The organism is Roseobacter sp. GAI101 (assembly GCF_000156335.1).
GTDB lineage: Bacteria > Pseudomonadota > Alphaproteobacteria > Rhodobacterales > Rhodobacteraceae > Sulfitobacter.
In genome coordinates this window covers 3569094-3582493 of the sequence record NZ_DS999213.1, presented here as the reverse complement: position 1 = coordinate 3582493, position 13400 = coordinate 3569094, and the positions used below count along the sequence as shown (strand labels likewise).

At 55.6% G+C, this 13400-nt stretch carries 8 protein-coding genes and 1 tRNA gene; all 9 read right to left on the bottom strand.

Going from position 1 to position 13400, the window contains the following annotated elements; translation table 11 throughout:
• Positions 1–89: 89 nt before the first annotated feature.
• Positions 90–776 (bottom strand): hypothetical protein, encoded by a 687-nt coding sequence (locus RGAI101_RS16995; RefSeq protein WP_037228623.1) that lies wholly within the window; start codon positions 774–776, stop codon positions 90–92.
• Positions 773–1900, bottom strand: coding sequence for a hypothetical protein (locus RGAI101_RS16990; protein WP_008228992.1), 1128 nt, complete (start codon positions 1898–1900; stop codon positions 773–775). Before RGAI101_RS16990 ends, RGAI101_RS16995 begins: the two co-directional genes overlap by 4 nt.
• The gene (locus tag RGAI101_RS16985; protein WP_037228621.1) at positions 1897–4200 is read right to left on the bottom strand and encodes a sensor histidine kinase; all 2304 of its coding nucleotides are present in this window, start codon (positions 4198–4200) and stop codon (positions 1897–1899) included. Before RGAI101_RS16985 ends, RGAI101_RS16990 begins: the two co-directional genes overlap by 4 nt.
• 354 nt (positions 4201–4554) lie before the next feature.
• Positions 4555–4628: transfer RNA gene (locus RGAI101_RS16980), tRNA-Cys, on the bottom strand.
• Positions 4629–4868: 240 nt separating this feature from the next.
• On the bottom strand, positions 4869–5309 hold the full coding sequence (locus tag RGAI101_RS16975) for an acyl-CoA thioesterase (RefSeq protein WP_008228578.1): 441 nt from the start codon (positions 5307–5309) through the stop codon (positions 4869–4871).
• Entirely contained in the window at positions 5309–6469 is a 1161-nt protein-coding gene (locus RGAI101_RS16970) for an iron-containing alcohol dehydrogenase (protein ID WP_008226523.1), read from the bottom strand. Before RGAI101_RS16970 ends, RGAI101_RS16975 begins: the two co-directional genes overlap by 1 nt.
• 134 nt (positions 6470–6603) lie before the next feature.
• On the bottom strand, positions 6604–9669 hold the full coding sequence (locus tag RGAI101_RS16965; RefSeq protein ID WP_008228412.1) for an efflux RND transporter permease subunit: 3066 nt from the start codon (positions 9667–9669) through the stop codon (positions 6604–6606).
• On the bottom strand, positions 9669–10832 hold the full coding sequence (locus RGAI101_RS16960) for an efflux RND transporter periplasmic adaptor subunit (protein WP_198133710.1): 1164 nt from the start codon (positions 10830–10832) through the stop codon (positions 9669–9671). Before RGAI101_RS16960 ends, RGAI101_RS16965 begins: the two co-directional genes overlap by 1 nt.
• Positions 10833–11112: 280 nt before the next feature.
• On the bottom strand, positions 11113–13374 hold the full coding sequence (ptsP, locus tag RGAI101_RS16955) for a phosphoenolpyruvate--protein phosphotransferase (RefSeq protein ID WP_008229164.1): 2262 nt from the start codon (positions 13372–13374) through the stop codon (positions 11113–11115).
• Between the last annotated feature and the right edge of the window lie 26 nt (positions 13375–13400).

Sequence of the window (13400 nt, the reverse complement as noted above, 5' to 3'; positions counted from 1 at the left end):
AGCTAAGTGACAAGACAAATCTCAAGAAAGTTGGGGTTCCTTAAAATCTTCCAGTGCGAGTATTTCTCATGCGACAGCTAAGAATGCGTCTATGCCCAGGTATCATTCCAGCAACTGCGCAAGAAGGTCGCCTCTCGTCCCATTGCCGGATCGTTCATGTATGCCATCAGTCTGTCTGCCAATGGACGATAGCACAGCCCTTCACTGGTCTTGACATGCTTCATAATTGTCCGGTCATCGCGAAGCGTGTCATTCCAATGCTGCGCAAAGAAATTCGCGGCGACGACTTCCATCAGCAAAACTGTATCAAGAGGGAAAGCGGACCAACGCGGAACCTTGAATGACGCGTCAAGCTTTCGATCGTCATGGAAATGGCCGCCGTACTGCAGGTGCAACCTTGGCCCAGGTTGCCCTGCATTGCCGAGATCGAAGTGCCACCTTGGGCACTCTCTATCTCGGTCTTTGTATTCAAGTACTAGTACGGTTACCCATTCTTGATATGGAAAGTCTTCCGCGCTATCGACCGAAATACTCTCCACCATAATAAGTGGGTGAAACTTGCTATTGTCTCTTGGATCTACACATTCCGTAAAACGTATGGGATCGCCTTTTGAAACACTATAATCCCACGATTTGCTAGATTTAGCTTTCCGCAACTTTGCTACCGCTGAACTGACCGCGTTGCAGCTTTCGCCCTCTAGAATGCCTGCTTCAACATATCTGCGTACTGAAGCTTCCAAGGCCTTTGCCATATCGGCTCCGGTTATGCCTGTCATTGTCGAGTAATCCTGCCTTCACGAACATCGGCAAAGATATCCAGATCCGACTCATCGACTGACAACTGCGGATGTTCGTCAAGCCGACCTCTCATCAGACAATCAAAACAAACTCTCTTTCGCTCGGCGTAGGGGAGAAGGTACTTATCATAGAGTGCAACAGAGTTTCGACGTTCCGTGGGGTTCGCACACAAAGAGCAGGCAAAAGCAAATAGCTCATCTGACTTGCTACTCCACCTCGAAATAGCGGGCTCCAGGTCCAAGCCGATCAATTCCGAAATCTTCGCAGCTCTTTCAGAACCGGGTATGGAGCTAAGTGGCGCGTGAAAGTGCTCATTTGCCCAATCATCTAATCGATGACGCCAAACTCGCAGCCAGCCATCAGAGTAAACACCCTCGTAAGCCATACCCTCGTTGAATAGAAACGACATCACATGTTCGATTTGATCCCTATTGTTGGACAGACCTAAGCGGGCCGCCACGTCCCTACCAGCAAGAAGGGGCCCCGGACGCTCTATTAATTGACGGAGGATGAGCCTCGAAATAACGTGAACTACAGAATTGGCATTTTTCAAGTCTGTTGCCAGCCCAAGAAGAGGTACTATTTCGAGTTCCTCTGGCTCGAGCGCCAATAAAGCGAAAAGGCCCTTGCCCTCTGCTTCTTTACTCGCAATCTCTTTATAACCTTTTGCGAGACTAAGAATTTGACGCTGGCACTCAAGTCTATAGTATTTATCACTCAGTCGGCCTTTCATGTACTTTTGGTCAAAAAGGTCGTGGGAAGTTTTATCAATACTATATATTTGCTTAATATTCTCTTCAGTAGATACAAGGATAATAGGAAAGTCACGATCAGGAGTTTCTAAAACTGCTTCTCTCAAAATTTGAGCTAACGCTCCGCCCTTGTAGTTATTTTGTTTTAGATCTTTCTCATCTCTAAGATCTTCATCATCTAGTCTAAAGTCTAACGCCACAAGATCAGGATTTTGAGCAAGAATAGCATCGCGTAACTTTGTAGGCTCTGTTGGCACGAAATTGGAGTCAATTCTCAGTTCTTCCTGCTCCAACAACCTGGAAATACGGATGCGTTCTTCAGAATTGTCGTCAACAAAAAAACCATTCATTCTTGTTTGCTCTTTCTTAATTTCAGATCAAACCTTGCCGAATAACCGTGAGTGACGTCATCAGAAAGGGAAACACTCCCTCCATATGCAGATGCTATGTCCGCTACTATCTGGAGTCCCAGCCCTGTCCCTATACCCGAAATACTGTCACCGTCAGTTTCCGTGGTTGTAAAAAACGCATCGAAAACCCTCTCTTCAATTTCTTTGGGTACGCCGGTGCCGTTATCTTCGAACGAAACAATTACAAAATCACCCTGTTGGCGACCACTGACCCTTATCATCGGATTAGGAACCCCAGCCTTTTCAATGGCCTTGACAGAATTTGTCAAGAAATTGAACAGTGCGGAATCAAGTTCTGAGGCGTGCATCTTGGGAGTTAAGAGGTCCACAGGCTGGACATCCACATCAAAGTTGATGTTTCTCTTGTGCATGTAAGATTGGAACTGACCCAAAAATCGTCGAACAGCCGTATCGACATGAACTTCAGTGAGTTCTCTCGACCGCGTTTTAGAAACTAGGGCCTCGACATAACTACCCAAATCAAAGATGCGGTTGGTAGCCGTTTTCAAAGAGTTAAGGTCCGCCTCCAACTGGGCTCTTTCTCTACTATCCTTGAGACGTTCCGCATCAATTTCCGCTACCGCCAAGCTGTTGTCGACGGCTGTGGTGGCACTTTTTATTTCATGACCAAATAGGCTAATTGATATACCGAGCGAAGCCAAGATTCGGAGCATGTTTTCGTATTCGATCGATAGTTCAATCCTCTCCTCTGTTTTCTGCTCGTACTCTCTCTGCTTGGAATATAGCTCCTTAAGAAACTCCGTGTTGTGTCCAGAATTCTCATTGCGATCAGTATTTTCGGGTTTCAGTTCATCCTCAGGGATTTGGTTGTCATCGTCTCTCTCGATCTTACTTTCTTCTTGAGCCAATTTTTCAAGAATGATCTCTGAAGGTTTACGAGTATACGTAGGTTGAAAACCTTGTTGAGAGGTCGACGTTTTCTTCTTTCGAACGCTTCCAACCCGCTGTGCAGCCCACTCGATACATCTCCGGCAAAATACCTGAAGCTCCTCAAACGCCTCATTCTCGATGAAGCCTTCTCTTGAACTTGTTTCCTCCAACAGAGGGTTTGACTGACCATCAACATCCACTTGGCCAAAAAAGTTAAAGTTATTGGCTGGGACCAAAAGATTTCGCCTGGCTGAGTCAAATGACAGCTTGAGCCAATCGTCATTTTGCTCACCGTAGGGAAGTACTCTAAATCCATTTCGGTATACTCTAATACCACCATAACTATGTCCCATTTTCTCAGCAACTCGCACCGAAATTCCAGACATGTACTCACGTAAATAGATAAAGTAGGCACTTGAGAAAGTTAAAGGCCCTACAAACTCATAAATGTCCTCAGACTGAAATGTCTCATCTATCCCCAGCTTTTCCGAAACGACTTTGAAAGTAGCAATACCTGAAACATCGATCCAGCCAGAAACCTGTGCAACAGCATTGTTGAGAAAGTTATCCTTCATATTGAGGTCAATACGTTGCTGACGGTTAGTAGCCCCATTAATGCTCACAAGAAAATTCTCGGAATCTTTCGATTGATTACCGCCGGGCTCAAAGGGGACCTGTAAGAACAGCACCGATTTCCAAACTCTTTCTAGCGTTGGTTTCGTCCAGCGATCACGTAAATCCCGAATTTTGAGTACTGTCCCAGAGGTGACCTCATCCTTTTCATAGGTTTCAATTTTATGCCAAACTTGATTAAGACTTATTCCTGCTTTGAAATCTTGATCCCAGCTAAATACGACCCGAAGTCCAATCTTCTGACCCTTTTGTCCAGTTTCTAAAACAAGCGAAGTCCCAAGACGCTGAACAGCGAAGCGACCAATACCCTTCCTCCCTGCTCTCCGCCGTGAGAAAATTTCCGAAACTGGATTCTCACCCTTTTCATTTGTCGAAAGGCGCATCCAGGAATTGCGTATGGTATCAATATCCATCCCAACGCCGTTGTCAGCTATGATAAGTTCGCCGCCAGCCTTCTCGAAATTTGCGAAAGTAATGTTGACCTCGGTCGCATCGGCGTCATACGCATTCTTTATTAGCTCAGATAAGGCGGTCTCTTGCTTGCCAACTAGTTCAAGTCCCAACCGATTTATATGTTGTGCGTCTACAGTAAAGCGGACTGAGCCCTCTGTTTCATTTAGAATGGCGTCACTTAGTTCTGCGATTACTTTGGGATCTGGAACCTCTTTTTGTAGCTCGAGGGTCAGTTCATCCCTAAATTTCTGGGTATTCTGCAAGCTGCACCTCAATTTTTGTTAGGCTACCCCCCCCTACGACTATACGCAAGATCCCCCGCTTGCAAAACACCGTAGCAGTACCAACTCGTTGCCCAGAACCGGAATTCCTTAAAAGTCTTATGCAGTTAAGACAGCTGAATCTACATCATCTAAAGCGCCTTTTAGCTAGCAGAAGATCCAAATTCACGCTGCCGTTCAATTGGCTCAATACTCAAGCACCTGGCTGGTACATATTAACTAAGGGTTGAGAACCTATTAGAAAACAGAACAGGAACGGAACAAGAATGTGCGGCAAAGTGTGTGGCAGCCGCATTTTTGCGTTAGGGCGGCGACGGCTAAGTCTTTGAAATCAAATGGAGGCGAGTAGGAGAATCGAACTCCTGTACACGGATTTGCAATCCGCTGCGTAACCACTCCGCCAACTCGCCTCGACCGTATTTCTACGGCGTAGCATCCGAGGCCCTTGCCTGGATGCGTGTCGGCTTATCCCGACTTTTTCGGGGTTTGTCTAGCCCAGTTTGTGACAAAGCGACGGGAATTGAATATTGCTATTCACCGCGCAGGTTGGCCCGCTTGCTGAAAGACGCCGGGACGTTTTGCACGTCGCGCCAGTCAGTAGCATCCCCCTAACGCCGCCATCTGCGCTCAAACGCTTCACGTCACTCTTTTCAGGAGCTCTGCAATCCCTCCAATGCCCTGCGCGTCGCGTCCGGTATATCGGTCGGGAGATGGTTTTGGCGGTCGACATAGACGTGCACGAAAAACCCTTCAGCCGATGCGGTTTCATCGTCATTGCGGAACAGGCCCAGCTCCATCCTGACAGAACTGCGGCCCAGTTTTGCCACCCGCAACCCCGCCGTGACCCGGTCGGGAAACTGCATTTCGCCGAAATACCGGCAGCCCGTTTCCACGACCAGACCAAAGACCGGGCTGGTCAGGGGATCAAGCAAACTGCGGTCGATCAGCCAACCGTTCACGGCGGTATCGAACAGCGCGTAATGCACCACATTGTTCATGTGGCCATAGGCGTCATTGTCGTTCCAGCGGGTTTGCAGGGGGTAGAATTCAGAGAACTCAGCGCGTTTGGGGGCAACGGGTCGGTCCGCCATCACCACGCCGCCGTATAGATTGTATGGGCATCCGACTGGCTGACCGCGCGGGGGTTGTTCACCAACAGGCGCGATTGCAGCATCGCGTCAGCCGCCATCTTGTCAATCGCATCCTTCGGGATATCCACATCGCGCAGCCGCGTCTGCAAACCAACACGCGCCGACAAATCCGCCAAGGCATCAATGAACGCGGCGGTCCGCGCCTGCGTGCCTTCGACGGCATCCAGATGGGGGAAGGCATCTGCGGCAATTTCGGCATAGACCGAGCCTGCATCCGGCGCGTTGAACCGCAGCACATGGGGCAGAACCAGGGCGTTGGACAACCCGTGCGGAATATGGAACGTGCCGCCAATGGGATAGGCCAGTGCATGCACCGCCGCGACAGGAGAGTTGGCAAAGGCCTGCCCCGCCAGCATCGACCCCAGCAGCATGGCACCGCGCGCGGCAAGGTCACGACCATCTGCCACGACAGCCTCGATGTTTGCGCCCAGCAGGCGCAGCGCCTCGCGGGCAAGCAGTTTGGACAAGGGGTTGTTGTTTGCACTCTTCGAAGCATAGGCCTCGATCGCGTGGACCATCGCATCGATGCCGGTCGCAGCCGTGATATGTGCAGGCAGGCCCAGCGTCAGTTCCGCGTCAAGAATCGCCATGTCAGGCAGGATCACGGCAGACGACACGCCGCGTTTTTCCTCGGCCCCGACGGTGATGATCGAGACAGGCGTGACTTCGGACCCTGTGCCGGCGGTGGTCGGGATCAGGACCAGCGGCAGGCGCGGGCCCTTGGCCTGCGCGACGCCCCATGCACCATCAAGATCTTCGCCAGATCCCAACAGCAACGCCACCAACTTGGCCACGTCCTGCGACGACCCGCCGCCGAATCCGATCACGCCAGTGGCCCCCGCCGCCCTGCCCGCCTCGACCGCTGCCATCAGGGTTTCGCGCGACGGGTCGGCCTCGACCGCGTCAAAGACGGTGACACTATGGCCTGCGGCCTCAAGCGCCGCGATGGCCGGATCGCACAGGCCCAGCTTGCGCAGGCCGGGGTCCGTGACGAACAGGCAATTTACGCCCAGCAAACCGCCCGCAAGCTCTGCCAGCCGGACTGCTGCACCATTTTCGAAAACGACAGATTTCGTGGTGTTGAAGACAAAGGGGGTCATGGGCACGGGCCTTTCTTGCAAATTCCGCGCCCCTGCAAGAACACATCGGCGCACCGCACATTAAAGGGAATAATGTACGGCGCGCCTAGCCGTTATTTCGGAAATCTATTCCACCTGGCGAAACTAACGTGGTTTCATCCGTCACCATGGACCTCTCGCGGTTTGTTCGCGCCGAAAACCGCGACCAAGGACCACCGGATGCGATCCTTGAGCCCGTCCATCACGCTGAAAAGCGACGGCACGAACAACAGCGACAGCAGCGTCGAAAGCAGCAGACCGCCGATCACCGCAATCGCCATTGGCGCGCGGAATTCGCCGCCCGCCCCTACCGCCAATGCCGACGGCACCATACCCGCCGTCATCGCCACCGTTGTCATGATGATGGGGCGCGCGCGCTTGTGGCCCGCTTGCAGCATCGCTTCTGATTTGGTGACCCCGTGGGCCATCGCCTCCATCGCGAATTCCACCAGCATGATCGCGTTTTTCGTCACGATCCCCATCAGCATCAAAAAGCCGATCACGACCGACAGACCAATGGCGGAATTGTTCAGGTAGAGTGCAAAGATAGCCCCCCCGATTGCCAACGGCAGGGACATCAGGATGGTCACGGGCGTTATGAAGCTGCTGAACAGCAACACCAGAACCACATAGACCAGCAAGATACCGGCCCCCATCGCCAACGCAAACTGGGTAAAGACCTCGCCCATCACCTCTGCGTCGCCCGCACTCTGGATCGCGGTCCCCTCGGGCATGGATTGGGCCAGCGGCAACGCCATCACCGCTTCGGTTGCGGGTCCAAGGGGGGCACCGGGGGCCAGATCAGCTTCTACGCTGGTGCGATACTGCCGGTCATAGCGTTCAATAGTACTGGGCCCCGACGACAGCCGAACATCGGCCACCACACTGACCGGCACCGGCGCACCGGTGGTCGAGGGCACGCGCAAACCGGCAAGTTTGCTCAGGTCGTCGCGCACGTCTTTCTTGATCCGCACAAGGATCGGGATCTGGCGATCGCCTGCGTTGAACTTGGCGACATTGCTGTCGGTATCGCCAAGCGTGGCAATCCGGATCGTGCTGGCAAGCGCCGCCGATGTCACCCCCATCTCGGCCGCCAGTTGCGGACGCGGGGTAATCTGCACCTCGGGGCGGACCAACGATGCCGTACTGGACGCATTCACGATCTGGGGCAGCGCGTTCATTTGCGCAGCCAGGCTGATCGCCGTGGCGGATGCAGCGGCTTCGGTATCGCCCAGCACATTTAGCTGAAGGTCGCGCTGGCCGTTGTCCTTCAGCACATTGATCTTAACGTCGGGGATGCCTTGCAATATCTGCTTCATCTGTTCTTCGATCACAAACGACGACCGGTCCCGTTCGTCTTTCTGACCGTAGTTCACGATAAGATTGGCCTTGGTATCCGATGATGTGCCGCCTTCGACGAACACATTCGTGATCTCGGGGATTTGCGCAAGGATGGCGGACACTTGACGTCCCTGCGCGCGGGTCTGGTCCAGCGTTGATCCGGGGGGCAGCTCAAGCGATACGGTCGATCGCCCCCGATCCGCGGCGGGCACGAATTCGGTCGGCAGCAGCGTTGCGGAAAAGATCGAGCCCGCGAAAATCGCCAGCCCCAACAACAGCGTCAGCGTACGGTTGCGCAAGGTCCACCCCAAAACGCCCATGTAGCGCCGCATGATGAAGCCGTCTTTTTCCTCTTCCTCGGGGGCGATGCCGTCACGCAAGAAATAGGCCGCCATCATCGGGGTGATCAGCCGTGCCACCAGCAGCGAAAACAACACCGCGACAGCCACGGTCAGGCCGAATTGCTTGAAATACTGCCCGGCGATGCCCGACATGAAACTGACCGGCGCAAAGACCGCAACGATGGTGAAACTGATCGCGATGACGGTCAGGCCGATTTCGGAGGCAGCTTCCTCTGAAGCCTCGTAAGCCGGTTTGCCCATCTGAATGTGCCGGACGATATTTTCAATCTCGACAATCGCGTCATCGACAAGGATGCCCGTGACCAGCGTAATGCCCAACAGGCTGACGGTGTTCAGAGAGAAACCAAGATACTGCATCACCATGAATGTCGGGATGATCGACAATGGCAAGGCAACGGCAGTGATGATCGTCGCGCGCCAGTTGCGCAGGAACAAGAACACCACGATGATCGCAAGGGCGGCCCCCTCGTACAGCGTGTCCATCGCGGAGTGGTAATTGCCCTCGGTGTAAACCGTGGCATCATCAATCAGCGCGAAGCTTGCATTGGGATATTCCTCGGCCAGTTCGGCCAGCCGTTCCTTCGCGTTGTCCCCCGCTGCCAGATCGCTCGCCCCCGTCGACCGGAACACACCAAAGGCCACGACGGGCTGACCGTCTAGCATCGCAAAGCTTGACGTTTCGGTTGCACCGTCAAAGACTTTGCCCAGATCATCCAGCCGCACGGTCTGGCCCGGTGCGGTAATGATCGGCGTCGCGGCCAATTGCGCCACCGTATCAGCGCTGCCCAGCGCGCGGATTGAATACTCCTGTCCGCCCAGATCACCCGAACCGCCGCCCAGATCGATGTTGTTCTGCCGCAGTTGACTGTTCACATCCGCCGCCGTCAGGCCAAGGGACAGCAAACGGTCCGGGTCCAGTTCAACCTCAATCGCGCGGTCGCCGCCCCCGATGCGGGTCACTTTGCCGACGCCTTTTTCCACCTGCAGTTCACGCGCAACGATTTCATCGACGAAATAGGACAAATCCTGGATCGATTGCGTCGGGTCTGACACCGCATAGGTCAGGATCGCCTGCCCCGTCACATCCAGACGTTTGATGATCGGTTCGGTCGCGTTATCCGGCAGATCGCCCTGCACGCCTGCGACCGCGTCCTTGATATCGGTCAGGGCGGTGGCGCTGTCGGTCTCAAGTTCGAATTCGATGGTCAGACTGGCCGACCCATCCGAGGCGACAGCCGTGACATGTTTGACCCCCGTCACATCCGACACCGCCCCTTCGACCGGTTTGACGATCTGTGTCGCGATTTCGGTCGGTGCCGCACCGGGTTGCGCGATATTCACGGTGACAATCGGAATGTCGATGTTGGGGAATTGCGTGACCGGCAAACGGAAGAACCCGACCAGACCGATCAGGCACAGCACCAGAAACAAAGCCAGTGACGGGACCGGAGACCGGATGGCCCAAGTGGACATATTCATTAAGAATCAGCCCCTTCCATGACAGGGTTGACCTTGTCCCCATCGGAAAAGAACGCACTGGCCTTGGCGACCACAATGGCACCTTCCTCAAGGCCCGCCAACACCTCGCGGCGGTCGTCCCAGATCAGTCCGGCAGTCACGTCCCGGCGCACCAGGCTATCGCCATCAACCTCAAGAACGTAATCGCCCGTGGCATCGGTCAAGACGGCTGTCGTGGGCACGGTCAGCCCGTCATGGCGATCGGTGATGATCCACCCGCCTGCAAACACACCGGTTCGCAAGGTGCGGCCGTCGTCGAGCGACACGCGCACATCCCCCAGACGGTTCACAGGATCGACCGTCGGCGACACCAGACGCACCGATCCGTTCACCATACCTACACCGGGGATATCGACCTGCGCCGCATCCCCCGGTTCGATCTGCGCCAAGGCGGTTTCGACGATTTCGGCCTTTACCTCGATCACGCCGTCCTGGATCATCCGAAACAGCGGTTCGCCAGAACTTGTGGCAATCGCCCCCAGCTGCGCATTGCGCGCGGATACGGTTCCTGCTGTAGGGGCCTTTATCGTTGCGCGGTCCAGATTAAGCCGTGCCAAATCCAGCGATGCCTGCGCTTGCAAGACCTGCGCCCGCGCAACCTCGAGCCCGTCTTTCGCCGAGGCCACGGCGGCATCTGCGGTCTGGGCGTTGGCACTGGCCTGATCCAAAGCGGCTTGGGTGGTGTTGCCGGACCGCTCAAGCTGCTGATTACGCGCAAGAACGCTTTGCGCCTGCGCGGCTGACGCTTCGGCGGATGTGATCTGGCTTTGGGCTTGGCGCACGCCCGCTTGCGCACGGGCATATTCTGCCTCTGCCTGGGAAACCTGCACGGTCAATGTATCGGTGTTCAACAGCGCCAGCACATCGCCTTTTGCGACCTGTGCCCCGGCATCGACCATGATTACCTCAATCGGGAAGCCTGACACCTGGGGGTACACCAGCACCTCGCGAAATGCCTCAAGACTGCCTGAAATCGGCACACGGTTCACGATTTCAGCGATCGCCGCCGTATCCACGGTCACACTGGGAACACGCGGCTGTGGGTCAGGTGTTTCCTGCGCAAATCCAGCGCTGGCCGCGAGCACAAACATCGCAGCAATCCGAGTTGCACATGCCAGCTTCATCAATTTCTCCATTCCGCGATCATCGCCTTTACGATTACTTCATGTGGGCCGCCGCCCCCTAAAGGCAATGAACGAGCACCCCAGCTAACCGGTGTAGATTAAGAAATTGCGCGTATCTTTATGTCAACCATCGCGTCTTCGGCAATCATCGCCTCAAAATGACGAGGTATGTCCAAAGGCGTATCGGCGCATCGGACCCTACAATCAAAGGCCGGCGGTCAGCAGTCATAGTCCCCCGCCTTGCGCTTGGACCTTGTCACCAGCAACGGCGGGCGATCCCTCAGGGCAGCTTGCGCTGCTCGGAGTTCTGGTTGCGCAGATACTCCATCACGGCGGCCCGGACCGATTGATCGCCACGATCACGCGCGGCATTGATGACCTCGCGCACCTCGTTCAGATCGGACCGCCGCAGCAGGCTTTTGACCGGCCCGATGGAGGCAGGGCGCATCGACAGCGACGTGATCCCGATGGCGGCAAAACACAGCGCTTCGACGGGGCGGCCCGCATCTTCGCCACAAAAAGACAGCGGGGTTTGCGTTTCCTGACAACGGCTTGCGATCCCCTCGAGGAACGTCAAAAAGCTGACGTTCAACGTGTCGTAGCGACGGCGCACCAGTTCGTTTTCCCGGTCCGCCGCAAAGAAAAACTGCTTGAGGTCATTGCCGCCAATCGACAGAAACTCGACCTCTTCAAAGAACTTCTTCGGCGCGAAAGCCAGTGAAGGTGTCTCGAGCATGGCACCGATTTCGATCTTTGACGGCAGCACATGGCCCAACCGTTCTTCGCGCGCCAGGGTCTTGTCCATTTCGGCCCGCGCTGCGCGGTATTCTTCGAATTGCGCCACAAAGGGGAACATCACCGTCAAAGGCCGCCCCTTCGCTGCGCGGATCAATGCCTGCAATTGCATCCGCATGATCCCCGGTTTGTCGAGCCCGACGCGGATCGCACGCCACCCCAACGCAGGGTTCGGTTCATCATTGGGTTTCATGTAGGGGAGGACCTTGTCCGACCCGATATCAAGCGTGCGAAACACCACGCGCTTGCCACCGGCGGCATCCAGGACACGCGAATAAAGCGCGGACAATTCGGACCGTTTCGGCATCTGACTGCGCACAAGGAATTGCAGTTCGGTGCGGAACAGCCCGACCCCTTCGGCACCGGACCCCTCCAGCGAAGGCAGATCCGCCATCAGGCCGGCATTCATGTGCAGACCGATGACCTGACCGCATTTGGTCTTGGCCTGCTTGTCCCTGATCGAGACATAGCGTTCCTGTGCCGCGGCCTGCATCGCGATCTTGTCACGAAACGCTGCGGCCACGTTGTCATCGGGCCGCAGGTGCACGACGCCCTGTTCGCCGTCCACCATGATCCGGTCGCCATTCAGCGCATCATTGGTGATACGCGACGCATGGACGATCAACGGGATCGCAAGCGCTCGCGCGACGATCGCCGCGTGGCTACCGACCGATCCCCCTTCAAGCACGATCCCGCGCAGGGACCGGCCATATTCCAACAATTCCGCAGGACCGATGTTGCGCGCAACGAGAATGGGGTTCACCGGCATCTCAGCACCGGTGTTTGATCCCTGCCCTGTCAGAATACGCAGCAACCGGTTGCTCAGGTCGTCCAGATCGGACAGCCGTTCCCGTAGATAGGCATCGCTGGCCTGGCCGATGCGGGACCGCGCCAGCGATTGCTCCTTTTCAACGGCAGCTTCGGCGGACAGCCCGCGGCTGATGTCCTCCTCCATCCGGCGCATCCAGCCTTTGGAGTTGGCGAACATCCGGTAGGCTTCCAGCACCTGCCGCTGTTCCTTGTCCCCGCCGGCCATCGACATCATCTGATCGACGCTGATGCGCAGTTCGTCCACGGCCGCATTCAGCCGCTCGGTCTCGCGCTCGGGGTCATCGGCAACGGGGTTTGATACGACAACGCGTGGTTCGTGCAGCCAGACATGGCCTTCGGCGACGCCTTCCTGACCGACAGTCCCCCGCACAAGGACCGGCTGGCTGTGGCGGGCAGACATCGCGGCACCTTCACCGACAAAAGCGCCCAGTTCGGTCATTTCAGCCAGTACCATGGCTACCACTTCCAAAGCGTAAACTTCGTCAGAGGAAAATTCGCGCGCCGCCTTGGATTGCACGACCAGCACGCCCAGCATTTCACCAAGACGCTGCACCGGAATGCCTAGAAAGCTTGAATAAATCTCTTCTCCGGTTTCCGGCATAAAGCGAAAACCGGGGGCCTGCGGCGCGTTGGGGGTATTGATGATACGCTTGCGCTTGGCCACGCGGCCCACCAGCCCCTCGCCCAACTTCATGCGCGTCTCGTGCACCGAATCGGATTTCAACCCTTCCGTGGCACAAAGCTCGAGCGTATCTTCGTCGCGAAACAGATAGATCGAACACACTTCGCAGCCCATCGAACCGGCAATCAGACTGGTAATCTTGTCCAGCCGCGCCTGCCCTGCTTCGTCACTGGCCATGGCATCGCGCAAACGACCCAGCAGCTTGCGACTTTCCGTTTCGATCCCATCGGGCATTTCAGTTTGTTCCTCCGCAAAGCCAG

Excerpts from the sequence above, each read along its gene's own strand:
- RGAI101_RS16970 (WP_008226523.1), bottom strand. The coding sequence starts at position 6,469 with ATGACCCCCTTTGTCTTCAACACCACGAAATCTGTCGTTTTCGAAAAT.
- ptsP (WP_008229164.1), bottom strand. The coding sequence starts at position 13,374 with ATGCCCGATGGGATCGAAACGGAAAGTCGCAAGCTGCTGGGTCGTTTG.
- RGAI101_RS16990 (WP_008228992.1), bottom strand. The coding sequence starts at position 1,900 with ATGAATGGTTTTTTTGTTGACGACAATTCTGAAGAACGCATCCGTATT.
- RGAI101_RS16965 (WP_008228412.1), bottom strand. The coding sequence starts at position 9,669 with ATGAATATGTCCACTTGGGCCATCCGGTCTCCGGTCCCGTCACTGGCT.
- RGAI101_RS16975 (WP_008228578.1), bottom strand. The coding sequence starts at position 5,309 with ATGGCGGACCGACCCGTTGCCCCCAAACGCGCTGAGTTCTCTGAATTC.
- RGAI101_RS16995 (WP_037228623.1), bottom strand. The coding sequence starts at position 776 with ATGACAGGCATAACCGGAGCCGATATGGCAAAGGCCTTGGAAGCTTCA.
- RGAI101_RS16960 (WP_198133710.1), bottom strand. The coding sequence starts at position 10,832 with ATGAAGCTGGCATGTGCAACTCGGATTGCTGCGATGTTTGTGCTCGCG.